The organism is Aquitalea sp. FG25, assembly GCF_057809375.1.
The window spans coordinates 88,148-112,045 of sequence record NZ_JBMDJV010000017.1 but is presented as its reverse complement, the minus strand read 5'-3'; the positions used below and the strand labels follow the sequence as shown (position 1 = coordinate 112,045).

The following is a 23,898-nucleotide window of genomic DNA, read 5'->3' as shown; positions in this document are numbered from 1 at the left end:
ATCAGCCCTTGCGCAGTACCGCTTGCAGAAAACGTTGCGCCAGCACGCGATAGTCGTGATGCGCCAGCACATATTGCCGCCCGGCAGCACCCATGCGGCCGCGCTCGTTGGGGGTGGTGGCCAGCATGCGGCGCACGGCGTCAGCAATGGCGGCCGGGTCTTCCGCGCCCACGCTGAAACCGGCTCCGGCGTCTTTCACCATGTCGTTGCCCGCGTCCACCGAGTGGATCACCGGTTTGCCTGCCATCAGGTAATCAAACAACTTGTTGGGGTTGATACCGAAACGGTAGATGGGCAGCTTGCGCCAGCCGATGAACAGACTGTCCATCTGCGCCAGGAAGGCCGGGACGGCCCGCTTGGGAATACTGGGCAAAAAGTGCACGTTGGACAGCCCCATTGCGGCGGCCTTGGCCACCAGCGCCGCCTTGTCCGGGCCATCGCCCACCAGCACAAAGCTGACTGGCGTGTCTTGCAATTGCGCGGCGGCTTCCAGCAGGAAGTCCAGCGCATTAGCCAGGCCATGGCCACCGGCATAGCCAATCAGAAAGCGCTTGTCCGCCTTGAGCTTGGCTAGCGCGGCCAGGTGCTCGGCAGACAACGGCGTGTCCGCGCCCTGCCACTCGGCTACGTCCACGCCGTTAGGCACGACATGGTATTTTTCCGCCGCCATGCCATGTTCCATCATGTAGTCACGCGCGCAGGGCAGCATGGAAATGACGGTATCGGCCTTGCGGTAGCCAAAATCCTCGGCCCACTGCATCAGGCGGATGAAGGGGTGCTTCTTCGACATGCCACCCACTTCCACCGGCGTCAGCGGCCACAGATCGTGCACCTCATACACCAGCCGTGCACCCGTCTTGCCAGCGATGAAGGCGGCGGGGATGGTGTCCAGCGGATAGGTGGAGGAGGCAATCACCACGTCCGGCTTCCACTCCTTCAGATAACGCCCGGACAGGCCCATCACCTTGCCCAGAAAACTGAAGATATTGATCACCCGCTTCAGGCCATTGCCCGGATAGGCCGGGGTTTTGCACCAGGTGTAGCGGATGCCGTCGATGTCTTCGTCCTGATACTTGGCGGTGAGCTGCGGGTTGGTCTGGCGCAGATGCGAGGTATCTGCCGCCAGCATATTGACTTCGTGCCCCGCCTTGACCCATTCCCGCGCCAGGTAATAGGGGCGGAATTCCATGCCGTGGCGCGGGCTGCCAGCATAGTGGTTGATATAGAGAATGCGCACGCTGCTGCTTTTCCGAATGATGGTCCGCTGTGTCAGAACAGCCCGGCGGCGATATTGATCATCATCGCCAGCACGGTGGTGTTAAACAGGAAGGACAGGATGCAATGCACGGAGCCGATGCGACGCATGGCCCGTGAGCTGAAACTGATGTCAGCCGTCTGACCGGAAGTACCGATGACGGCGGCAAAATAAAAGAAATCGCTGTAATTGGGCTCTTCATCCCCCGGAAATTCCAGCCCCGGCTTGCCGCTGCGAAACAGCGCCACGTAGTACTGGTGGGCGTAATGCAGGGCAAACATCACCTGGGTGAACAACCAACTGGTAAAGATGGTGAGTACCGACAGGCCGATATGCAGGCCACGGCTGCTGCCGTGCAGGTCTTTCGCCACCGACAGCTCGGCCACAATGGACAGCAGGCAGACGATGGCCGCCAGCACCACCAGCATCAGGATGGCCAGTTCGCCTTCGTCCTGCCGGGCGGCACGGTGGCGGATCTGCTCGGCATCGGCACCGTGCATCATGTGCAGCGCCAGCAGCAGATACAGACCGGCCCCGGCATTCCAGCCAATCACATAGGCGGTGAGCGTGCGCATCGGCGTCAGCATGGTCAGTATTTGCGCCATGAAGAGGCCGAACACGATGGCAGACAACAAGCGTGGCCGGGTCCGCAAGATGTGGATCAGCCGGGCCAGCGGGCCGTGGTGATGACGTTGCGGTTTGTCCATGATGGCTGCCCTCAGGAAAGTTGCGCGTACAGATCCACCAGCTTGCGGCCTTCTGCCGCCCAGCTGTATTTCTGCAGCACGGCTTGCTTGCCCGCCTCGCCCAGCTGGCGCATGCGGTCTTCATCCGCCATCAGGCTGTTGATGGCAGCGGCAATCGCGTGCGGGTCTTGCGGGTCCACCAGCACACCGCAACCTGCGTCGTCGACGATTTCGCGCCATACCGGAAAATCGCTGGCAATCACCGGCATGCCGGCTGCCATGTATTCAAACAGCTTGATCGGCAGCGCATCCACGTAATTGGGCGTGGGAAACAGCGTCACCAGGCCGATCTTGCTTTGCGCCAGCACTTGGGCCACGCCCTTGCGGTCCAGCACGCCCAGATCATTCACCCGCGCCCAGCCCGGTTGCGCTTCCAGTTTCGCGCGCAAGTCGGTTTCGCTCCAGATACCAGCCAGGTTCAGCCGGGTGGAGGTTTCCGGCAGCGCAGCCACAATGGGTTCGATACCGCGAATGCGGCTGATACCGCCGATATAGCACACTTCGTTTTTGCGGCTGTCCCACGGCGTATCGCGTACCAGCTCTTCCAGAATGGGGAAGTTGCATACATCCAGCACCCGCCCGCCCAGCTTGGCAAAACGGTTGCGGATATGCGGGGTGGAAGTCACCACCGCGTCAAAGCGCTTGGCTGCCCAGTCTTCCACCGTTTCAAAACTGCCGGACACCAGCGGGCGGATGGCACCGGGAATCCAGTGCTTGGCCAGAATCTGGCGCGGCATGTCTTCATGCACGTCGTAAATCACCTTGATGCCAGCCTGCTTCAGGCGCACGGCGGCGGGAATCAGCTCCGGGTCGTGAAAATGCACGATGTCCGGGCGCAGCGCCAATGCGGCCTGATACACCCGGCTGGTGGTGCCGGTCATGCGCGCGAAACGACCACCGGTTTTGGGGCCAACATCATGAAAGCGCACGCCATTGCGGATTTCCTCGCCCAGGCCATCAGCCACGATCAGGGTCACCTCATGACCGGCTGCCGCCAGCGTGGCGCATTCCTTGACGAAGATGCGGATGTCGTGACGCGGATGGGCTGAAGTGAGATGGGCTACTTTCATACGGCAGAATCCTTGAGTGCCGGGCCGGACAACAGGCTGGCATAGAGATCGGCAAAGTGTTGCATATTGCTGTGATGCAGCGCCTTTTGCGCCACCAGCTGGCGGTTGAGCTGCACCGCTTGTTGCAGGCGGGCATTGTCCGCCGCCCAGTCCATACCGGCCAGCAGGCTGTCGCTCAAGCGGGCAATGTCTTCGGCAATCAGGCCGTTGAGGCCGTCGATTACCCATTCACCATTGGCGGGCAGATTGGACAGCACGGGCAGGCAACCATGGCCCATGGCTTCCAGCAGGCTGATGCTGGTGGCGTCCGAGCGCGGCACGCTGACAAACAGGCGCGATTCCTGATACAGCGCGCCCAGCACGGCGGACGAAACAAAACCGGTGAATTCCACTCTTTGCAGCCCCAGCCGTGTTGCCAGCGTCTTCAGGCTGTCGGTGGACTCGCCGCTGGCGGCCACGGTGAGGCTCCAGTCCGGGTAACGGCCACTGGCTTCCACCTGCTGCCAGGCGTGCAGGATGGCATCAATACGGTACAGCGGTTTGTGCAGACGGCAGGACAGCACCTTGTTGGCCTTGGCGGCGATATCCGGCTGCGCTGGCAGCGCGTCCATGCCGAAATTCAGCACGTCGATCCGGCAATTGTCCCCAGCCAACTGGCGGATTTTCGCCGCCATATACAGCGAATCCGAGGTAATGGCCGTCGCGGCACGCAGATTGCCGCTTACCATCTGCCGCATCAGCCGGTTACTGTCCGGCAGCAGCAGCACGTCCGAGCCCCAGGCGGTCAGTACCATGGGCACGCGGCTGCCACTCAGCGCCCGGCGCGCATGCCAAGCCACGCTATTGGCCTGATGCACATGCACCAGGTCTGGCTTTATCTGGCTCATCCAGCGGCGCAATGTGCCAGCGCTGCCCAGTGCTTTCAGGCCAAAATCCAGCCGCAGCTCGCCCTTGAGATTGGCCGGACGCTTGTCCGCCGGTACCTCGCCATTGCAAGCCAGCCAGATTTCATCCACATGCGGGGCAATACCAGCCAGATAACGCCAGGTATGTACCGAGGCCGAACCGATCAACAACAGCTTCATTAGGTGTTTTCTTTCTCGATGCCGCGCAGTGCCGCCAGCAGCTGGTCCAGCTTGTGTGCCAGCGCGGCGTTGTCGGCCAGCGCGATATTCATCGGCAGGTTCAGTACCGTGGCGGCCAGCCGCTCGCCCTGCGGCGCACTCCCGGCCACATAGCCATGGCGGAAGGAACCCGCCGGGTGAATCACGTCATCAAACCACACGCCGATATTCAGCCCGCTGGCCTGGCTCAAGCGCCGCGCCAGCCCAGCCTTGTCCGCCACCGGGCGGGACAGCGCAAACGGGTAACGCACCCAGTGGCACGCAGCACCGGCAGGCACTGCCCATTGGGTGATGGACGGCAGTGCCGCAAGTGCCTGTTGGTAACGCTGCGCCAACGCCTGCTTGTGGGCCAGCGTGGCAGGCAGATGGGCCAATTGGCGGCGCACCAGCACGGTAGACAGCAAGGGCATGGCGCGCACCGGATGCGGCATGCCTTGGCTCACTTCGGCATCGGCCGAGCGGTAAATCAGCCCTATGCGGCGGTTAATCGCCATGGTGATGCGGCCCAGCAGCGGCCAGCGTGCACTCAGCAGATGGGCTTTAAGCGTAGCCAGCAAGCGCCATTCATCGGCACAGGACAGCTCCGGCCAATCCTGCTGCGGCGCGGCCATGCCGGGCGGAAAAATCGCCAGACCGCCAATGCCGCCAGTCAGGTTCTTGGAATATTCAAAACTGAAGAAAGCCCCGTCGTGATAGCTGCCCAGCCATTGGCCATCCAGCTGGCTGGCAAAGCCGTGGGCGGCATCGTCGATAAACTTCACCTGCGGATGGGCGGCGCGCAGTGCGTCCGCTACCCGGCAGGGCAGGCCGTAATTGTGCGGCACGATGACCGCGCGGGTGGCCGGGCCGATGGCGGCGGCCAGCACGTCCCAGTCAAAATTCAAGGTATCTGCAGAGACATCGACAAAACGCAGCGTGGCCCCCAGCGCCGGAATCTGGTTGGGCACCACCACGCAGGTATAGGCCGGGACAATTACCTCATCCCCGGCACCGATGCCATGCTGCTGCAACAGCACGCGCAGTGCGGCGCGGCCGGTGTCGTACAGGCCGATGCGCGCCTCATCCACACCAAAGCAGCTTGCCAGCTCGCGCCGCAGCGCGGCACGCTGGAAGGCGCGGCCACGCTGCATGCCCGGCAAGGCCGACAGGTAATCGCACAGGGTGAGTGAATTAGCTGTGAGCATGGTTTTGTTCCAGATGACGACACAGCCGGAATACCCAGACCATGTAGATGATGTAATAGATGGACACCGTTACCGACAGCAGGCGGAATACCTGGTGGGCATTCTCCCCCGCCCAGTACACCACGCCCAGCGAGCCCAGGTTCACCACCACACCCAGCAGGGCAAACAGCAGCGACTGACGCTGGCGCGACAGCACCATCGGTACCATGAAACAAGGTGCCGCCAGGAACATGCAAAAGAAAGACGGCGTCAGCGTGGCGGCAATCTGACCGGCATCACGCCATTGCTCGCCAAAGGCAAAGGCAAACAGCGGCCCGCCCCAGACCATGATGATGAGAAAAGGCACAATCGCCAGTGCCGACAACACCAGCAGCGCCTTTTTCAGCAAGGGCCGCAGGCTGTGGCCCTTGGCATGGGCTTCGGCCAGATCGCGGTACAGCACTTGCGAAACGGCTTGTCCCAGCAAGGCGGCGGGTAGTTTCAGTACCCGCACCACCAGGCCGTAATGGCCCATCAGCTCGGCGGTAGCCAGCATGCCCAGCAGCTGTACCATCAGCGAATCCTGCAAGGCCACTACAAAGGCATGCGGGGTGTTGACCAGCGGAAATTCACGATAACGCCGCACAATCTGCGCCATGCCACCTGAGCGAGCGGTGCGCAGCCACTGTGGCAGTGCGCGCCAGTCTTGCCGCGCCTGCACCAGCCAGGAGGCGGTCTGGCCAGCAATCTGCGCCAGCAGCAGGCCCAGCGCACCCAGCTTGCCGAAACCGGCCGCCAGTTGCACCGTCACCATGGCGGCAGACTGGCCCATGCGGCCCTGGGCATTGGCGCTGTAGCGGCGCTGGCGGTTGTTCCAGTTGGTCCAGATCTGGTTATTGGCGGCTACCCAGATGCCCAGCGGCAACAAAGGCAGCCAGGGTGCCATGGCCGGGGCATGCAGCACGGTGGCAATCCACGGCCCGGCAGCCAGCAAGGGAATGCTCAGCCCCGCCAGCAGCAGGGTGTTGAACAGCAACGCCAGCACCATCAGGCGCATGGCGTCGGCGTCTTCTTCCGGCAGCACCACCGCCATGTCGTAGCGCCAGGTGGCAATCACCACCAGGTTGGACAACCAGGCGACAAACTGCGTCAGCACGCCAAAATCCGCCGGGCTGTACAGCCGGGTCAGCAGCGGAGTGAACAATACCGGCAGGAACTGCGCCACGGCAGCGCCCCCGGCCAGGGTGGCGACATTGCGGGCAAAGCCGCCCTGCCCCAGCCTGGCCTTGAGTTTGGCCAGCACGCTCAGCCCAGTGCCTTTTTCACCGCAGCGACGATGGCATCCTGGGTGGCTTCATCCAGGAAGGGGTGCATCGGCAAGCTCATCACGCGCTTGCCGGCGGCTTCGGCCTGCGGGAAGCTGCCCTCGCCCAGGCCCAGATGGGCAAAAGCCGGTTGCAGGTGCAGCGGAATCGGGTAATGCACGGCAGTGGGCACGCCCAGCTCTTGCAGGGCTTTTTGCACCGCTTCGCGATTGTCCACCTCGATGGTGAACTGGGCGTAGACATGGGTATTGCCCGCGCCAATCACCGGCACACGGGCCACGTCTTGCAGCAGCGCGCTGTAACGGGCACCGATGCGTTCACGCGCGGCCACTTCGTCGGCAAAGCTGGGCAGCTTGGCCAGCAGCACTGCGGCCTGGATGGTATCCAGACGGCCATTCAGGCCGATTACCGGGTGGTGGTAACGACGGTCCTGGCCGTGAATGCGGATTTCGCGCATTTTCTTTGCCAGTTCGTCGTCATTGGTAAAGCAGGCACCGCCGTCGCCATAGCAGCCCAAGGGCTTGCTGGGGAAGAAGCTGGTGCAGCCGATGGTGGACAGGTTGCCGGATTTCTTGCCGTGCTGGCTGGCACCAAAGCTTTGCGCGCCGTCTTCGATTACCGCAATGCCGTGTTTCTCGGCAATGGCGTTGATGGCGGTGAAGTCCGCACACTGGCCGTACAGGCTGACCGGCATGATGGCCTTGGTACGCGGGGTGATGGCGGCTTCCAGCAGCGCCGGGTCCAGGTTGTAGCTGATGGGGTCGATGTCGACAAACACCGGGGTGGCACCCAGCAGGGCAATCATTTCGCCGGTGGCAATAAAGGTAAACGGGGTGGTGATGACTTCGTCACCACGGCCTACGCCCAGCGCAATCAGCGCAATCAGCAGCGCCTTGGTGCCGTCACACACGCCGATGGCGTGCTTGGCACCGGTGTAGGCGGCCAGTTGCTGTTCTACTTCTTTGACTTCCGGCCCCATGATGTACTGGCCGTGATCCAGCACCGCGTGGATGCGGGCGTCGATGTCGGCTTTCAGATGCTGGTACTGCGCTTTGAGGTCGATGAACTGGATGCTCATGGCTCGATTCCTTGCTGGGGCCGGGCTGCCGTGCGGGCAGCGGTCGGGATTGAATGGTTTCAGGCGGTGCAGGCTGCTCCGGTTCAGGCCGGTGTGCAGTGATTGCCGCCTATCTGGTAAAAGCTGTCGCAGGCCGGGCAGGCGTGGGTGCCGATGTCATTGGGCAGGCGCTCGCCGCAGGCACATATCCAGCCGATGCGCTTGGCCGGGGTGCCCACCATCAGCGCATAGGCCGGTACGTCGCGGGTAACCACGGCACCGGCACCGATAAAGGCATACTCGCCCACCTGATGGCCGCAGACGATGGTGGCATTGGCACCGATGGAGGCACCACGCTTCACCACGGTGCGGCGGTATTCATCCTTGCGGCTGACATGGCTGCGCGGATTGTTGACATTGGTAAACACCATGGACGGGCCGCAGAACACGTCGTCTTCCAGCGTGACGGCATCGTAGATGGAGACATTGTTCTGGATCTTGACGTTGTTGCCGATTTGCACGTCGTTGCCGACAAACACGTTTTGGCCGAAGGAGCAGCGCTCGCCAATGCTGGCGCCGCCGCAAATATGCACCCAGTGCCAGATGCGGGTGTCCGCGCCGATTTGTGCGCCGTCATCCACGATGGCGGTGGGGTGTACTGTGTATTGAGTCATGGGCAGGCCTCCGGACGGGGGTCAGAAAAACAGGAAAAAGCCATCGGCAAAGTACACCAGGCCCAACAGGCCGATCGGCAACGCCGCCAGCCAGATGGCCTTGCGCTTGAACAGGCCCGCAATCGAGGAAATCAGGATGGCCACTTGCAGGAAGATTACCGCCACGCCAAACGGCTTGCCCTGACGCTGGGCGGCATCGCGCTCGGCCTCCAGGCGGCGGGCTTCTTTTTCGATGTCCTTGCGCTCGGCGGCGTAACGCGCGGCCTTGTCGCCCACTTTCTTCAACTGGGCCTGATAGTGTTCGCGCTGGGCCGGGCTGGCGGAAGCTGGCAGATTATCCAGCTCAAACTGCAGCCGTTCGCGCTCCACATCGTACAAATTGCCCTTGATGCCCTTGGCCTGATAGTAGGCCCACTGGTCCGAGGCCTGGGCCTGGGCAATCACGCCACGGGTGGAAAAGCCACCGCCCTTGAAGGTGGACAGCGTGGCGCACACCGCCAGGATGACGGTGGTGAGCGCCAAATAATTCAGCCAGGGTTCTTTCTTTTCTTCAGCCATAAACCTGCTTTGTCTTGCGGTAATCGGGAAACGGGCGCACCGGCTGGATGGCCGCGTGCGCCGGACATGCCGGGAGCGGTGCGTAGAACTGCTAACAAAACCTCGTAGAGAATCCGGGCCAAGGCGCGCCGACGCAGACAGTACACATAGTACGGCAAGGAGGCGCAACGCAGGAGCGGAGGTTTTGTTAGCGGGTCTTAGTAATCCAGCGGCAGGCTGACACGACGGCCATCGCGGGCCGACAGATACATGGCAATCAGCAGTTCCAGCGACTTCAGCCCTTCACGGCCATCAGTTTCCGGCTCGGCCTTGCCCTGCATCACGTTGATTACGTTGTCGTAGTACAGCGGGTGGCCAAAACCGTAGACGCTGGTGGTGGCGTAGCTGGCGTTCTTGATTTCGTCATCCATGGCGTGCGGTTCGGAGAATTCCCAGTGCTGGATTTCATTCACTGCCACACCGCCCACGCGCACCGAGCCCTTTTCACCGAGGATGGTGATGGAACCTTCCAGGTTTTTCGGGTAGGTGAGCATGGTCACGTTCATGCTGCCCAGCGCGCCGGAGCGCCATTTGACGCTGACGGTGCCGGTGTCTTCCACTTCGATATTGCGCGCCAGCGTGGCGGTGTAAGCCTGCACGCTTTCCACCGGGCCGATCAGCCAGTCCAGCAGGTCCACATAGTGGCTGGCCTGGTTCATGAAAGCGCCGCCGTCGAATTCCCAGGTGCCACGCCAGCCGCCCTGGTCGTAATAGCTTTGCGGACGGGTCCAGAACACATTGACGTTGACCATGTAGATACGGCCAAAGCGTTTTTCCTGCATCGCGCGCTTCAGCAGCTGCAGGGTGTCGTTACGACGGTTCTGCTTCACCACAAACATGCGCTTGCCGGCCTTGTCGGCGGCTTTCACCATGGCCAGGCCATCTTCCCAGCGGGTGGCCATCGGCTTTTCCGTCATCACGTGGAAACCGGCTTCGGAACATTCGATGCTCTGGCTCGGGTGCAGGCCGGACGGGGTGGTCAGCACAATGATGTCGGCATTGGTGGCGGCCAGCATATCGGTAAGATTGCTGTGACCACGGGCACCGGTGCGCTCAACAGCAGCTTGCAGCGCAGCCGGGTCTACATCGCAGACGTCAACCAGCTCGGCGCGGTCTTCGTGTTTTTCCAGCGAGCCGAAATGGTTGTTGGCAATGCGGCCACAGCCAACCAGGGCGAAGCGGATCTTGCGGTCGGTAATCGGGGCGTGATGTACGGTTTTCATGGTGTGTTCCGTTCTGTGCTTAAACGGCAAAAGGCGACCATGGGGTCGCCTGCTTGCGTTATGCCGTCAGGGTCAGGCCTTGACGATGTGGTCGGCGGGTTCCAGATACTTGCCACGGCTGTCGACAATCAGCTGGGCGTGTTGCTGCAGCAGCGCGTAATCGAACTTGTCGTGGTCGGTGGCCAGCAGCACGCAGTCGTAGCTGGCAATCGTTGCCGCATCCAGCGCTACGCTGGACAGCTCGAAGTGGTGCTCGCGCATCTTGGGGAATACCGGCACGTGCGGGTCGCTGTAGGATACTTCCGCGCCCAGATCGCGCAGTTTTTCCATCAGGAATACCGACGGGCTCTCGCGCATGTCGTCCACGTTTTTCTTGTAGGCAATGCCCAGCACCAGCACGCGGCTGCCATTGATGGCTTTCTTGCGGGTATTGAGCGCAGCGGCCACTTTTGCAACCACATAATCGGGCATGGCGCTGTTGACTTCACCGGCCAGCTCGATGAAACGGGTGTTCACACCGTATTCACGCGCTTTCCAGGTGAGGTAGAACGGGTCGATCGGGATACAGTGGCCGCCCAGGCCCGGGCCCGGATAGTAAGGCACAAAGCCGAAGGGCTTGGTGGCGGCAGCGCGGATCACTTCGTGAATGTCGATGCCCATCTTGTCGGCAACGATCTTCATTTCGTTGACCAGGCCGATATTCACCGCACGGTGGATGTTTTCCAGCAGCTTGGTCATCTCTGCGGCGCGGGTGGAGGATACCGGCACCACTTTGTCGATGACTGCGCTGTACAGCGCCACGCCGATTTCCTGGCAAGCCGGGCTGTAGCCGCCGCATACCTTGGGAATGGTACGGGTGGTGAAATTGGGGTTGCCCGGATCTTCACGCTCCGGCGAGAACACCAGGAAGGCATTCTCGCCCACCTTGAAGCCACGGGATTCCATGCGCGGCAGCAGTTCTTCGTCGGTGGTACCCGGATAGGTGGTGGATTCCAGCGACACCAGATGGCCTTCGCGCAGGTAGGGCACCAGGCTGTCCATGGTGTCCAGCACGAAGCTCAGGTCCGGCTCGCGGTATTTGTTCAGCGGGGTGGGCACGCACAGAATCAGCGTGTCCGCTTCCGGCGCGCGGGAGAAGTCAGTAGTGGCTTCAAAGCCGCGTTCCAGCGCGGTGGCAATGCTGTCGGCGCTGATGTGCTCGATATAGCTCTTGCCCGCCATCAGGGCATCAACCTTGCTCTGGTCGATGTCAAAACCCAGCACTTTGTAGCCTACTTCGGCAAAACGCAGCATCAGCGGCAGGCCGACATAGCCCAGACCGACAATGCCGATGACGGCGGATTTGTCCGCGATACGGTTAAGCAATTGCTGCTTGATCACAATGATAGTCCCAACAAAGTAAAAACCTGCCATGGCTGCGCGCGGCAGCCATGCACTGAATTCGGTAAGGTCTGGCAGTGTGCCGCACCTGGCTGGCGGGCTTGCTGATCTGGCTCAAACCACACTTGTGCAATACCAAGCGCCGCATTATACGCCTGCTTAGCGGCGCGCTGGGGTTACCAAACGTGACAAAACGCCAGACGGCGCAGCACGCGGCGCAATCAGATCAACAGATGCCCGGCCGTACTCTGGTTGGTCTGTTTCAGCCGCTGGACGAATTCGCCAAACTCCAGCCCAAAGCGGCATTCCATGCGGTCGGCCCGCTCCTTGAGCGCCTCCCACTGGGTCAGCGTGGGGCTTTGACGGAAGGCCAGCACCGCCACATTGCCATGGCTGGCCGAGGGCAGTTCCAGCACGCGGCCTTCAAACACCGACAGCAGGCGCTCGACAAAGCTGTGATAGCGCTTGTCGCCGCTCCACCAGTTGGTGACAAACACGCCATTGGGGCTGAGTGCGCGCTTGCAGTCTTCGAAGAAATCTTCGGTGGTCAGTTCGTCCACAATCTGCAAACCATCAAAACCGTCCACCAGGATGGCATCGGTGGAGCCACGGAAAATCTTTACGTAATCCGCACCGTCGGCCTCGATGATTTCAAAGAAATCACCCTCTTCCGGCAGCTTGAAAAAGGCGCGGGCCACGGCGATGACCTGCGGGTTGATGTCCACCGCCACGCTGACGGCTTCCGGCAGGTATTCGTCGATGAAACGGGCGAAGGAGCCGCCGCCCAGGCCGATTTGCAGAATATGGCGCGGGTCGTCGTTCCACAGCAAGAAGGCCATCATGGCGCGGCTGTAGGACAGCACCAGCTCGGCCGGATCGTCCATGTCCATCGAGCTCTGGATGGTTTCCGAGCCCAGATGCAAGGACCGGATATTACCGGCTTCGGAGATTTCCACTTCCGGCATGTCGTCCACTGCCGCACGCACGCGACGGCGGAAAGGATGCAAGGCTCTACGCGCCACAAGCGTTCCCCTCGCCCGGCTTGCGGGAGTCCAGAATACTGATGGTACGGCGCGCCGGAGCGACCGCTTCTTCTAAGTCATCCTGCGGCTGCGGCGGATCGCGGAACTCTTCCTTGTCAAAGGCGGTGTCGCCATTCTCGAAGGGGCTGTCACCGGTTTTCAGACCGGCAAAGTCAAACAGGCCGGTATCGCACAAATGCGAGGGCACCACATTTTGCAAGGCGCGGAACATGCTTTCTACCCGGCCGGGGAAGCGCTTGTCCCAGTCGTTAACCATTTCCTTCACCACCTGGCGCTGTAGATTGGGCTGCGAGCCGCACAGATTGCACGGAATGATGGGGAACTGGCGCAAGTCAGCGTAGCGGATGATGTCTTTCTCGCGGCAATAGGCCAGCGGGCGGATCACCATGTGCTTGCCGTCGTCCGACACCAGCTTGGGCGGCATGGACTTGAGCTTGCCGCCGTAGAACATATTCAGGAACAGCGTATGCAGGATGTCGTCGCGGTGATGGCCCAACGCAATCTTGGTGGCACCCAGCTCGTCGGCCACGCGGTACAGAATGCCGCGACGCAGGCGCGAGCACAGGCTGCAGGTGGTCTTGCCTTCCGGTACCAGCTTTTTGACGATGGAGTAGGTGTCTTCTTCGATGATGCGGTATTCCACCCCGATGGACGCCAGGTAGCCAGGCAGCACGTCTTCCGGGAAGCCGGGCTGTTTCTGGTCCAGATTGACGGCCACGATGGAGAAATCGATGGGGGCGGATTTTTGCAGACCCAGCAGGATGTCCAGCAGGGTGTAGCTGTCCTTGCCGCCGGACAGACACACCATGATCCGGTCGCCCTGCTCGATCATGTTGAAATCATTGATGGCATCACCCACGTGGTGACGCAGGCGCTTGGCCAGTTTGTTGCCTTCGAACGTGGCCTTTTTGGCCTTGTCGTCGAGCACGGTGTTCTGTTCGGACATGGGGTACGGCTAAGAAATTGAAAAACAGGCGATTTTACTGTTTTTCCCTGCAACAATCCATGTTCTTGCCCGGCAAGCAGCCACAAGCACTACAACACGATGCCGCGCCCGCCATCCACCGCCAGAATCTGGCCGGTAACATAGCTGGCATCCAGCAGCAAAAAGGCCACGGCGCGGGCAATGTCATCCGGCTGGCCGGTACGCTGCAAGGGAATGCTGGCTTCAATCGCCGCGCGCTCGGCCGCATCGAAAGAAGCCTCACCCTCCGGCCACAGGTTCACCCCCGGTGCCACGCCATTCACCCGCACATCCGGCGCCAGCTCCAGCGCCAGACTGCGAATCAGCTGCGCATGCCCGGCCTTGGCCAGGTTGTACACCACGTGGCGCTTCATCGGCCTATCCACATGAATATCGGAAATGCCGACAATCGCGCCGCCGCTACGCCGCAAGGCTGGGGCCACCGCCTGGCTGAGAAACAGCGGGGCCTTGAGGTTGCTGCCCATCAGGTCGTGCCAGGCTGCCTCGTCAATATTGCCGACTTCGGTGGGAAAAAAACTGGAGGCATTGTTGACCAGGCCATCCAGCCGCCCAAACGCGGCAATGGCCTGCGCTGCCAGCTGGCGTACCGCCTGCATGTCCAGCAAATCGGCCTGCAACAGCACCACAGAAGCAGCACGCTGTGCATTCAGCTCGGCCGCCAGCGCCTCGGCAGCCGTTTGCGAACCGCGATAATGCAACACCAGCCGCACCCCGCGCGCATGCAGCAAGCGGGCAATACCCGCCCCAACCCGACGCACGCCGCCGGTAATCAGCGCCACGCGCTGCTCCTGCCCCTGCATTATTCTGTCTTGCTGTTGCGCCATGTCCTGTTCAGCCTTTCTTGTCTGCCATGCAGCGCCGTCCTTGTACACTGCGCCGACAACAAAATGCGCAGTGCCTCTTCACCCCTGCGCCGCTTTCGACCACAATCGCCGCACATTGTAGCAGGATGCACGTCATGACCACTCTCCCCGCCCCCAGCGCCGCCGCGCTGGCCACCAGCCAGGCGCTGTGCGCCCACATCCGCCAGGCCATCAAGCAGGCCGGTGGCTGGATCCCCTTTTCCCGTTATATGGAGCTGGCGCTGTATGCGCCGGGCCTGGGTTATTACTCGGCCGGCAGCCACAAACTGGGCAGCGCCGGCGACTTTACCACCGCCCCGGAAATGTCGGCCTATTTTGGCCGCACCCTGGCGCGGCAGATTGCCGAGCTGCTGCCGCAAACCGGTGGCACGGTGTACGAATTCGGTGCCGGCACCGGCAAGCTGGCTATTGATATCCTGACCGAGCTGGAAATGCTGGACTGTCTGCCGCAGCACTACATCATCATCGACCTGTCGGCAGACCTGATCGAGCGCCAGCAAACGGCCATTCGCGCCGCCCTGCCAAATCTGGCAGACCGGCTGCAATGGCTGAGTGTGCTGCCAGCCGAGCTGGACGGCGTGGTAATCGGCAATGAAGTGCTGGATGCCATGCCCTGCGAGCTGCTGCACTGGACACCTCAACCGCAGCAACGCGGCGTGGCACTGGATGGCGACAACTTCGTCTGGCAGGACCGCCCCATCCAGGACCCGACACTGCTGCAACAGGCCCAAGCGCTGAACATCCGGCAAGAGGCTTACATCAGCGAATTGAGCCTGAGCAACACCGCCTTCATCCATACCCTGGCGCGCCATCTGGTGCGGGGTGCCATCCTGCTGGTGGATTATGGTTATCCGGCGAGCGAGTTCTACCACCCGCAACGCCATATGGGCACGCTGATTGGCCATTACCGTCACCATACGGTGGATGACCCTTTCTTCCTGCCCGGCCTGATGGACCTGACCTGCCACGTAGACTTCACCGCCATTGCCCAGGCGGGTATCGACGCCGGGCTGGACCTGATCGGCTACACCACCCAGGCGCAGTTCCTGATCAATGCCGGCATCACCCAGCTATTGGGCGAGCTGGATGCCGACGACAGCGCCAGTTATCTGCCGGTGGTGGCCATGGTGCAAAAGCTGCTGTCGATGCAGGAGATGGGTGAGCTGTTCAAGGTGATCGGTTTTGGCCGAGGCGTCAGCATCGACTGGCAAGGCTTTACCCAGGGCGACCGCTGCCACACGCTGTAAGCCGGACAGCGCGGTGATTTGTCTGCAAATGTGGTTGACAGCCGAAAAAACGCTGCGTATAGTTCGCGTCTCGGTGCAAGCGCATCGAGAAACGTGGCGAATTAGCTCAGTCGGTTAGAGCGACGGAATCATAATCCGCAGGTCCGGGGTTCGAGTCCCTGATTCGCCACCAGTTTAAGCAGAAGGCCAACTCCCAGGAGTTGGCCTTTTTGTTTTCCCGCTTACCCAAACCCAACCCCACCACCGCATGGCGGCGCACATCTGCAACAGATCGCAGGGGTTTCGGCAAAAAATCTTGCGCATTTGATCAAACTTCTGCATTAATATCCTCCTGCCATGGCCATGGGCAACATGCAGGCATGGGCTACTGGCACACCAAAAGCCGTTTCAGCAGCTAAAATCAGGGCAGTCGAGCGAAAAATCGCCACCCCTTCACCAAAACAGACTTCCCCCCACAAAAACAAAAAGATCAAATATTACCCGCCATTATTCAATACGGGTATCGGGAACGGCTGCCTGGCGCAGCCGGTTGCTAACAAGCATGCAACAGGGAAGTGCATCATGCAGATCAAATCCAGGCTCACCATGCTGGCCATCGTCACCACGACAGGCTTGTGCATGCTGGGAGGTGTCATGGGCTATACCCAGTTCAGTCTGGGAAAATTCATTCAACGCCTGGTGGAGGGAGATCTACCCAGCGTACAAACCCTGCAGCGCTTCCAGACTGATGCGCTGAAAATGACCGTGGATGCCCTGCTGCTGGGTGCCACCGACAATGCCAATGAATTGCAGCGGCTGCCCAAGCTCATCAGTGACGTAGAACAGGATGCCCGCGCGGCGCTGAAAACTTACCGGGCCCAGGCGCTAGGCAGCGAAGACCAGCGGCTGCTGGCGCAGGACCAGTCCCGGCTGGACGACTACGCCCGCGCACTCAAGCCCTATCTGGATGCCACCGAAAATGGCGACATCGTGACTGCCAAGTCAGCGCTGCGCCAGCTAGTGCCTACCGCCCGTGCCGTGCTGGCGGCGGGGGACGCCCACCTGCAAGCCAATTACCGGCAAGCGGCCCAGCAGGCAGAACAAGCCACTGCCCTGCTGCGCTTTGTGCAATGGCTGAGTCTGGCCACCGTGCTGCTCTGCCTGGCCGTGGTGGGCAGCATGAGCTGGTCGCTCACCCGCTCGGTATCCCGTGCAATCAGTGGTCTGCAGCAAGCCATTACCGGGATTGCCGATTCATTGGACTTTACCCGTCGCGCCCCGCAGGACAGCGACGACGAACTGGGTGCCACCGCCACCTCATTCAACAGCCTGATTGCACGGCTGCAACTGAGCCTGAGCGAGCTGACCGGCAATATCCGCCAACTGACGGCAGCCTCGGCTGCGGTTGTCCGCGCCTCCGGCGAAGTGGCTGGCAGCGCCGCTCGGCAGAACGATATTTCCGCCAGCGTGGCCAGCACCGTGCAGCAATTAACCGTCAGCATCAATCATGTCGGTAGCCAGGCCGCCACCACCAACGAGCAGGCACTGAGTGCCGGTGAGCTGGCTGGCAGCGGCGGCAAGGTTGTCAGCGCCACCGTAAGCGACATCCGCGACATTGCCGGCACCGTCAGCACGGCCTCCAACAGCGTACGCCTGCTGGGCGAGCAGGCACGCTCTATTGTCTCGGCGGTGTCGGTCATCAAGGATGTGGCCGATCAAACCAATCTGCTGGCACTGAATGCCGCCATCGAGGCGGCACGTGCCGGCGAGCAGGGACGCGGCTTTGCCGTGGTGGCCGACGAGGTGCGCAAACTGGCCGAACGCACCAGCAACATGACCAGCGAAATCAACCGGGTCATCAGCGCCATTGCCAATAGCAACGAAGAAACCGGCAAGGCCATGGCAGCCACCGTGGCGCGGGTGGAAACCGGCATGCAAAGAGCCGACATGGCGCAGGATGCTATCGAGCGTATTGGCGGCACCACCCGCGACCTGGTGGGACTGGTAGGCAATATCGCGGCCTCCATCCGTCAGCAGGCCAGTGCCAGTACCGATATTGCCCTGCAGGTAGACCATATTGCCCGCATGGCGCAAAACGCCAATGACGATGCATCCACCGCCTCGGCTGCCGCCCGCGCGCTGGATGACTCAGCCCGTCGCATGCAGGACATCGTCGCGGTCTACCAGCTTTAAACTGCCAGCCGACAGTGCGGTGATCTGCGTTGGCGCAAATGATGTTGTCCTTGGGCTTTCGGCCAAACGGGGCATGGATTAGATTGAAAGAACAGTCCCGCTTGCCGACTGCCCGTCCATCTGATGTGAAAGACCACCATGCCTGTCGCTCCCGCTGCACCTGACACCGCTGCTGATGGCAGCATCCGCGTCGACCTGCGCGAAGTTATCCAGGCGCTGTCCGATGCGCTGGATCTGGTCGGCATCGACGACGTTGCCCACGGCAAGCGCGTCGGCATCATGGCCAGCCATTGCGCCCTCACGCTGGGGCAGGATCGCCAGCAGGCGGGTTTCATGCTCGATCTGGGCCTGTTGCATGATATCGGCGTGTCTTCCACCCGCACCCATCAGCACCTGGTCAACGAATTTGACTGGGCCGGTTCGCAGCAGCACTGCATCACCGGGGCCAGGCTGCTGGCCAGTTTTGCCCCGCTGGCAGCCATGGCAGAACCGGTGCGCTACCATCATACGCACTGGGAAATACTACATACCCTGCTCGCAGTCCCCGCGCATATTGCCGAGCAGGCCAATCTGATCTATCTGGTAGACCGGGTCGATGCCCTGGCCGCCCCCTACTATCAGGGCGGGGAAATACTGGTGCATGCCGCTGCCATTCGCCAGCAAATTGAACAGCGTCGGGGTGGGCATTTTGCCCCGCATCTGGTTGACGCGTTTTTGCGCGCCTCGCAGGCAGAGGCATTCTGGCTGCAACTGGAAGCACGCGGCATTGCCGGCGTACTGCAAGACATGCGCGAGCTGCACCAGCCCTGCACGGCCAGCACCGCTCAGCTCAAACAACTGGCCACGCTGTTTTCCTGCATTGTCGATGCCAAAAGCCCGTTTACCGCGCACCACTCACAGGGCGTGGCCGGCCTGTCGCGCTGGCTGGCCGAGCAAATGGGCCTGCCCGCCCCGCGATGCGAGCAACTTGAAATTGCCGCCTTGCTGCACGATCTGGGCAAGCTGCGGGTACCTGATGAAATCCTGGAAAAACCGGCAGGACTGGATGCACGGGAACTCAGCCTGATCAATGCGCACAGTTTTGAAACCTACCAGATCCTGCGCCACATCCACGGTTTCGAGGAGATTGCCCGTTGGGCTGCCTATCATCACGAGGAGCCGGATGGTCATGGCTATCCCTTCCACCTGGGGACGGCCAGCCTGAGCGTGGAAGCACGCATCTTGCGGGTGGCCGACATCTTCCAGGCGCTGGCGCAGGACCGCCCGTATCGTGCCGGTCTCAGTGCGGCCGAAGTGCTGGCCACCCTGCAACGCTTTGCCAGCCAACAACGCATAGACCCCGCCATTCTGGCCTTGGCGGCAGCGGATATGGACGGTGCCATGGCAGCAGCGCTGCCAGCGGCCAGCCTGGCTTGAACCCATTGCCGCGATTGCCAGCGCCGGAACAGGGGCGGATAATCGCCGACCCCGACCATGTGTCGCCCCGACCGGAGAATCAGCAAGATGAGTGAACAGGAAATGCGTCTATCCAAGCGCATGGTGGAGCTGGGCTTGTGCTCGCGCCGCGAAGCCGATGCCTTCATCGAGCAAGGCCGGGTACGGGTGGATGGTCAGGTGGTACAGCAACTGGGCAGCCGCGTCAGCGCCGATCAGCGTATCGAACTGGACAGCCCGCGCATGGTGCTGGGCGAATTAAGCATCAGCCTGCTGCTTAACCGAAGTGCAGACAGCCAACTGCCGCTGGCCAGCCTCATCACTCCCGCGCAGCGTTTTGCACGCGACAGCAGCGAGGTGAACTTCAATCCACGCCATCTGAAGGCATTGCAACAGGCCGGTGCGCTGGATACCGGCAGTCACGGCCTGCTGGCACTGACACTGGACAAAAAACTGGCGCGCAAACTGGCGGATGCCGAACAGGAATACCTGGTGCAGCTGGAAAGCGCCCCGCCAGCGGATGCACTCAAACAGCAGCTGCAGCAGCTGACGTGGCCGGGCAAGCCGCCCCGTGGCCTGAAAATCAGCCGCCAGAGCGACCGCCAGCTGCGCATGGTGTTGTCTGCGGTACAGCCCGGCCAGCCACTGGCCATCTGCCAGGCGCTGGGGCTGCAGCCACTGGGGCTGCGCTGCATTCGCATCGGAAAACTGGGTATCGGTGAGCTTCCCGCCGGGCAGTGGCGCTATCTGTTGCCGATGGAATCGTTCTAGGCCAGATTGCTTCCCAGGCCAGCCAGCAGCGCTTGCCGCACGGCGCCTAGTTCCGCCTCCAGCTTCAAGCCATCCGGCCACGGCTGGCGGCGATGTCCCACCTCATCATTCAGGCGGTAATCCACACCGCCGGCATCCATACCCAGCAGACAAACGCCATCCGGTACGCACGCCTGGGCCAGCCAGTCGGCCTCCTGCTGCAATGACAGGCAGGCCTCGGTCAGCGCAGCCGCCTCCAGCCAGCCCATGCGCCCCACGCCACCGATATAGCGCAGGCGGATGGGTTGCAGCCGGAAGAACATGAAATCCAGTTGCAGCAATTGTTCCGCCGCCGGTTGATAACGTAAAAACCGCTGGCGCAACAGCGCATCCGGCTCAAAACGCACCGCATCGGCCAGCAAGGTCAGCCTGGCGGCGGCCTGTACGTCACGGGCAGCGGCTTCCAGCACCGACAGGCTGCAACGCCCGTCCGCCAGCAGATTGCGGGTGTGTTCGGCCAGGGCGCTGATCAGCAGCAGCGGGCGCTGCTGATCATCCAGCACATAAGGCAGTACTGTGGCATAGGGGTAACCCGGCAACTGTTCGCCATGGGTGGCCAGGGTGGCGTAGTGCTGGCCGTGCAGCAGTTGCAGGGCGGCGGCTGGGGCAATTTTCACAGGCAAGACTCCCGTCGGGGCAGATCGATCCAGGCGCTGATTTTACGCCTGGCCAGGCAAGACCGGGCAGGTGTAGCCGCCCGGCTTTGCGCTGGCGCAATTTCAGCGGGGATCAACCGCTTGGCGCATGCCGGTCACAAAAGCACGTAGCTGGTCTGCCGGCATCGGCTTGGCAAACCAGTAGCCCTGCATCACCCTGCAGCCCATTTGCTGCAGGCAATCGCTCTGCGCCTGGGTTTCCACGCCTTCGGCCACCACATCCATGCCCATGTCGCGTGCCATGGACAAGGTGGCTCGGACAACGGCTTCATCGTCGTTATTACCGGGCAGGGTGCGGACAAAACCACGGTCGATTTTGAGGCGGCTGATCGGAAAGCGCCGCAAGCGCGACAAGGATGAGTAGCCAGTACCAAAATCATCCAGCGCAAAACGGCAGCCCAGCGCCACCAGCCCGTTGAATGCCTGCAGGTGGTGATCGTCTTCCTTCATCAGCGCGCCTTCGGTCAACTCCAGTTCCAGCGCGCCCTTCATCAGGCCATGGCGCTGCAGCAGCCCTTTCACGTAAGGCTGCAGGTCACTCCGCTCCAACTGAATCGGGGACAGATTCACCGATACCGGCAATTGCATGCCGGCATCGCTCCAGCGTGCCTGCTCGGCGCACGCCTCAGCCAATACCCAGCGCCCCAGCTCGACAATCAGCCCGCTGCGCTCGGCCAGCGGGATGAATTCGCCCGGCAACATCAGGCCACGCTCCGGATGCTGCCAGCGCACCAGTGCCTCGCAACCTACACAGATGCCACTGGTGGCATCGACCTGCGGCTGGTAGTGCAGCACCAGTTGCGCGGGATCGTCCTGCAAGGCGCGCCGCAGATCCCGCTCCAGCGTCAGGCGCTCCATCGCCAGCACATTCATTTCCGGAGAGTAATAGCGCAGGGTATCGCGGCCAGCCTCTTTGGCGGCATACATGGCCATGTCGGCATGGCGCAGCAGGGTGTCCGGGTCCTGCCCGTCCTGCGGGAACAGCGCCACCCCGATGCTGACGGTACAGCGCAGCTCATGCGACTCCACCAGCACGCCCTGATCAAACAGCGCCTGCAATTGTTCGCCCAGGCTATCTAGCTGGCGCTGCTGGGTATAGGGCAGCAAAATCACGAATTCATCACCGCCCAGCCGTGCCAGGGAGGCTTCCGGCGGCAGCGGTTGCTGCAGACGGCGGGCAATGCTGACCAGCAGTTGATCTCCCACCGGATGGCCCAGACTGTCATTGACGGTCTTGAATTCATCCATATCCAGAAACAGAACCGCCAGCTGCTGCTGTTGCCCGGCAGCCCCCGCCATGGCATGACGTGCCATGTTGAGCCAGCAAGGTCGGTTGGGCAGGCCGGTCAGGCTGTCGTGCAAGGCCAGATAAGTCACATTGGCCTCGGCCTTGCGCGTTGCATCCAGTTGGGCTTGCAGTTGCTGGTTGGTATCGGCCAGCTCGGCGGTGCGCTGTTGCACCTCGCCCTCCATCCGCCGGGTGTAGCCGGTAACAATCAACAGGAAGCCGCCAAACAAGCCTGTCAGGGCCAGGCCGATGACAAAGGCCACCCACTCCAGCCAGCTGCGCAGGCCATCCAGATAGTCGTCACTGGCACGCAGGCGCAAGGCCCAGTTGCGTCCGGCAAAAGCAAACAGGCTTTCGATATGCGGACGCTGGCCAAACCAGCTGTTCTTGCCGCAGTTTTGCGGGCCGGACAGCCGGTGAAAACCCGGCAGGCCATCGCGGTCGATCAGGCAGACTTCAATATCGTGGCGCACACCATGCTGCAAGGTGACATTAACGATGTCATCCATGCGGAACAGGCTGGAAATCACCCCACGCAGTACCTGGTGCTGTTGTGCATCACTTGGCCCGTACACGGCCTGATAAAGGGCAATGGCCTTTTGCTGGCCAACTTCCTGTACCAGACGGATGGCCGGGCTGGCTTCGGATTGTCCGCTTTGCATGCTGCGGCGTATGGTACCGGCCAGTACGGGAGAAGACAGGATATCCAGCCCCAGCGCGCGCCGATTGGGCTGCATCGGCTCGTTGAAGCGGATGGGTAGATAGGAAGGATGTTGTGGCGATGGCTGCGTATTGCCGTCACCATCCCGCGCCTTGATCGGGCTGCCGCCCTGCACTTCGCGCTCGAAATCGGCACGGTCTGCATCGCTGACCAACGGACTCCAGCCCAGGCTTTGTGTTCCCGGCAGGCGGGCCAGCCAGGAGCTGGTCAGTTCGTGCCACTGATCGGCAGATGTCGCCGGGCTACGCGACTGCAACTGCTGCAGGGCCAGCATCACGTCCAGTTGCATGTCCAGCCGCTTGCGCAACGCCTGTTCAATCTGGTTGGCATCGCGATTGAACTGGCTCTGCACCCGCAGGGCTTCCCAGTGGTGAATCAGTACGCTCAAACTGCCCATGGTCAGCGCGGTCATCAGCATTGGCCACAGCAGTGCCCGGCTGCGCGCGCGCCACTCGCTGCGTGGGCGACCAAACCAGGCCAGCATCAACGGCAACATGATCAGGCAGCCAAAGGTATCGCCCAGCCACCAGTTCCATACATTGAACAGGGTGTCGCTCTGCGTCAGCACCCCCAGGGCCGCCAACAGCGGTACGCTGAGCCCGCTACTGATCAGGCAGCAAAGCGGGATGAGCACCAGCATCAGGCGGATGATGGTATAGGCACTATCCAGCCGGTTGGGCCAGCCTATCCAGCGGATAATCAGCCAGCGTCCGGCCAGGGCCTGCAAGGTAGCGGCGGCAGGCACCACCAACAAGGCAAGAAAACCCAGGCCCTGCACGCCGGATTGCCAACTGGCTGCCAGCTGTACCAGCAAGGATCCAAGCAGGACGCCGGGCCATAGACGCCAGCCCCACAACAGCAAGGACATCAGGGCAATGCCAGCGGCCGGAAACACCGGTGCGGTATAGCCAGGCGGAATGGCACTGTAGAGCGACGGAATGCCGATCAGGGCATACGCCACAGCCAGTCGCATGATGGCGGGAAGTCGAACGGGCACTAGACACCTTGCAGTTATAAATGACAGCTTGCCGACATTATCATGATGTGCCGGGAGCGTCACTCACC

General features: G+C 61.7%; 20 protein-coding genes and 1 tRNA gene. 5 read left to right on the top strand and 16 right to left on the bottom strand.

What is annotated here, in order from left to right; genetic code table 11:
• Position 1: 1 nt before the first annotated feature.
• The 14 genes from ACODR9_RS15955 to ACODR9_RS15890 all read right to left on the bottom strand — a co-directional run bounded on the left by ACODR9_RS15955 (position 2) and on the right by ACODR9_RS15890 (position 14,466).
• Complete coding sequence (locus ACODR9_RS15955) at positions 2-1,237, bottom strand: glycosyltransferase family 4 protein (protein WP_488810393.1); 1,236 nt, start codon at positions 1,235-1,237, stop codon at positions 2-4.
• Between the two features lie 32 nt (positions 1,238-1,269).
• On the bottom strand, positions 1,270-1,962 hold the full coding sequence (locus ACODR9_RS15950) for a DUF1345 domain-containing protein (RefSeq protein WP_488810392.1): 693 nt from the start codon (positions 1,960-1,962) through the stop codon (positions 1,270-1,272).
• 11 nt (positions 1,963-1,973) lie between these two features.
• A complete protein-coding gene (locus ACODR9_RS15945) occupies positions 1,974-3,071 on the bottom strand; it encodes a glycosyltransferase family 4 protein (RefSeq protein WP_488810391.1) in 1,098 nt (365 codons plus the stop codon).
• Complete coding sequence (locus ACODR9_RS15940) at positions 3,068-4,156, bottom strand: glycosyltransferase family 4 protein (protein WP_488810390.1); 1,089 nt, start codon at positions 4,154-4,156, stop codon at positions 3,068-3,070. Before ACODR9_RS15940 ends, ACODR9_RS15945 begins: the two co-directional genes overlap by 4 nt.
• Positions 4,156-5,379, bottom strand: coding sequence for a DegT/DnrJ/EryC1/StrS family aminotransferase (locus ACODR9_RS15935; protein ID WP_488810389.1), 1,224 nt, complete (start codon positions 5,377-5,379; stop codon positions 4,156-4,158). Before ACODR9_RS15935 ends, ACODR9_RS15940 begins: the two co-directional genes overlap by 1 nt.
• A complete protein-coding gene (locus tag ACODR9_RS15930; protein WP_488810388.1) occupies positions 5,366-6,661 on the bottom strand; it encodes a lipopolysaccharide biosynthesis protein in 1,296 nt (431 codons plus the stop codon). Before ACODR9_RS15930 ends, ACODR9_RS15935 begins: the two co-directional genes overlap by 14 nt.
• A gap of 2 nt (positions 6,662-6,663) precedes the next feature.
• Positions 6,664-7,761 carry a DegT/DnrJ/EryC1/StrS family aminotransferase gene (locus tag ACODR9_RS15925; RefSeq protein ID WP_488810387.1) on the bottom strand — a complete coding sequence of 366 codons (1,098 nt, stop codon included), beginning with the start codon at positions 7,759-7,761 and terminating at the stop codon, positions 6,664-6,666.
• Positions 7,762-7,844: 83 nt separating this feature from the next.
• Positions 7,845-8,414 (bottom strand): acyltransferase, encoded by a 570-nt coding sequence (locus ACODR9_RS15920; protein ID WP_488810386.1) that lies wholly within the window; start codon positions 8,412-8,414, stop codon positions 7,845-7,847.
• A gap of 21 nt (positions 8,415-8,435) precedes the next feature.
• A complete protein-coding gene (locus ACODR9_RS15915) occupies positions 8,436-8,972 on the bottom strand; it encodes a DUF4337 domain-containing protein (RefSeq protein WP_488810385.1) in 537 nt (178 codons plus the stop codon).
• A gap of 197 nt (positions 8,973-9,169) precedes the next feature.
• On the bottom strand, positions 9,170-10,234 hold the full coding sequence (locus ACODR9_RS15910; protein WP_488810384.1) for a Gfo/Idh/MocA family protein: 1,065 nt from the start codon (positions 10,232-10,234) through the stop codon (positions 9,170-9,172).
• 72 nt (positions 10,235-10,306) lie between these two features.
• Complete coding sequence (locus tag ACODR9_RS15905) at positions 10,307-11,611, bottom strand: nucleotide sugar dehydrogenase (protein WP_488810412.1); 1,305 nt, start codon at positions 11,609-11,611, stop codon at positions 10,307-10,309.
• Positions 11,612-11,835: 224 nt separating this feature from the next.
• Entirely contained in the window at positions 11,836-12,636 is an 801-nt protein-coding gene (locus tag ACODR9_RS15900; protein ID WP_488810383.1) for a polyamine aminopropyltransferase, read from the bottom strand.
• Positions 12,626-13,603: a tRNA 2-thiocytidine(32) synthetase TtcA gene (ttcA, locus tag ACODR9_RS15895; RefSeq protein ID WP_488810382.1), complete on the bottom strand. Its 978-nt coding sequence runs from the start codon at positions 13,601-13,603 to the stop codon at positions 12,626-12,628. The genes ACODR9_RS15900 and ttcA overlap by 11 nt, the downstream gene beginning before the upstream one ends.
• Before the next feature lie 89 nt (positions 13,604-13,692).
• Positions 13,693-14,466, bottom strand: coding sequence for a pteridine reductase (locus tag ACODR9_RS15890; protein ID WP_488810381.1), 774 nt, complete (start codon positions 14,464-14,466; stop codon positions 13,693-13,695).
• A 134-nt stretch (positions 14,467-14,600) separates the two neighbouring features.
• On the opposite strand from ACODR9_RS15890, the gene ACODR9_RS15885 reads away from it, so the two are divergent.
• The 5 genes from ACODR9_RS15885 (at position 14,601) to ACODR9_RS15865 (ending at position 20,129) form a co-directional block, all read left to right on the top strand.
• Positions 14,601-15,752: a class I SAM-dependent methyltransferase gene (locus ACODR9_RS15885; RefSeq protein ID WP_488810380.1), complete on the top strand. Its 1,152-nt coding sequence runs from the start codon at positions 14,601-14,603 to the stop codon at positions 15,750-15,752.
• Positions 15,753-15,847: 95 nt separating this feature from the next.
• Positions 15,848-15,924, top strand: a tRNA-Met gene (locus tag ACODR9_RS15880).
• Between the two features lie 389 nt (positions 15,925-16,313).
• Positions 16,314-17,924, top strand: coding sequence for a methyl-accepting chemotaxis protein (locus ACODR9_RS15875; protein WP_488810379.1), 1,611 nt, complete (start codon positions 16,314-16,316; stop codon positions 17,922-17,924).
• 138 nt (positions 17,925-18,062) lie between these two features.
• Positions 18,063-19,340: an HD-GYP domain-containing protein gene (locus tag ACODR9_RS15870; protein WP_488810378.1), complete on the top strand. Its 1,278-nt coding sequence runs from the start codon at positions 18,063-18,065 to the stop codon at positions 19,338-19,340.
• 87 nt (positions 19,341-19,427) lie between these two features.
• A complete protein-coding gene (locus tag ACODR9_RS15865) occupies positions 19,428-20,129 on the top strand; it encodes a S4 domain-containing protein (protein ID WP_488810377.1) in 702 nt (233 codons plus the stop codon).
• On the opposite strand, the gene ACODR9_RS15860 is transcribed toward ACODR9_RS15865, so the two are convergent.
• Both ACODR9_RS15860 and ACODR9_RS15855 read right to left on the bottom strand, forming a co-directional pair.
• Entirely contained in the window at positions 20,126-20,785 is a 660-nt protein-coding gene (locus ACODR9_RS15860) for a HugZ family pyridoxamine 5'-phosphate oxidase (protein ID WP_488810376.1), read from the bottom strand. The two genes, ACODR9_RS15865 and ACODR9_RS15860, sit on opposite strands and share 4 nt — an antisense overlap.
• A gap of 102 nt (positions 20,786-20,887) precedes the next feature.
• A complete protein-coding gene (locus tag ACODR9_RS15855) occupies positions 20,888-23,830 on the bottom strand; it encodes a bifunctional diguanylate cyclase/phosphodiesterase (RefSeq protein WP_488810375.1) in 2,943 nt (980 codons plus the stop codon).
• Positions 23,831-23,898: the final 68 nt, after the last annotated feature.

What these genes read in the sequence shown, in the direction of transcription:
- ACODR9_RS15885 (WP_488810380.1), top strand. Translation starts at nt 14,601, where the DNA reads ATGACCACTCTCCCCGCCCCCAGCGCCGCCGCGCTGGCCACCAGCCAG.
- ACODR9_RS15935 (WP_488810389.1), bottom strand. Translation starts at nt 5,379, where the DNA reads ATGCTCACAGCTAATTCACTCACCCTGTGCGATTACCTGTCGGCCTTG.
- ACODR9_RS15940 (WP_488810390.1), bottom strand. Translation starts at nt 4,156, where the DNA reads ATGAAGCTGTTGTTGATCGGTTCGGCCTCGGTACATACCTGGCGTTAT.
- ACODR9_RS15865 (WP_488810377.1), top strand. Translation starts at nt 19,428, where the DNA reads ATGAGTGAACAGGAAATGCGTCTATCCAAGCGCATGGTGGAGCTGGGC.
- ACODR9_RS15870 (WP_488810378.1), top strand. Translation starts at nt 18,063, where the DNA reads ATGCCTGTCGCTCCCGCTGCACCTGACACCGCTGCTGATGGCAGCATC.
- ACODR9_RS15890 (WP_488810381.1), bottom strand. Translation starts at nt 14,466, where the DNA reads ATGGCGCAACAGCAAGACAGAATAATGCAGGGGCAGGAGCAGCGCGTG.
- ACODR9_RS15915 (WP_488810385.1), bottom strand. Translation starts at nt 8,972, where the DNA reads ATGGCTGAAGAAAAGAAAGAACCCTGGCTGAATTATTTGGCGCTCACC.
- ttcA (WP_488810382.1), bottom strand. Translation starts at nt 13,603, where the DNA reads ATGTCCGAACAGAACACCGTGCTCGACGACAAGGCCAAAAAGGCCACG.
- ACODR9_RS15920 (WP_488810386.1), bottom strand. Translation starts at nt 8,414, where the DNA reads ATGACTCAATACACAGTACACCCCACCGCCATCGTGGATGACGGCGCA.
- ACODR9_RS15875 (WP_488810379.1), top strand. Translation starts at nt 16,314, where the DNA reads ATGCAGATCAAATCCAGGCTCACCATGCTGGCCATCGTCACCACGACA.
- ACODR9_RS15910 (WP_488810384.1), bottom strand. Translation starts at nt 10,234, where the DNA reads ATGAAAACCGTACATCACGCCCCGATTACCGACCGCAAGATCCGCTTC.
- ACODR9_RS15945 (WP_488810391.1), bottom strand. Translation starts at nt 3,071, where the DNA reads ATGAAAGTAGCCCATCTCACTTCAGCCCATCCGCGTCACGACATCCGC.
- ACODR9_RS15950 (WP_488810392.1), bottom strand. Translation starts at nt 1,962, where the DNA reads ATGGACAAACCGCAACGTCATCACCACGGCCCGCTGGCCCGGCTGATC.
- ACODR9_RS15925 (WP_488810387.1), bottom strand. Translation starts at nt 7,761, where the DNA reads ATGAGCATCCAGTTCATCGACCTCAAAGCGCAGTACCAGCATCTGAAA.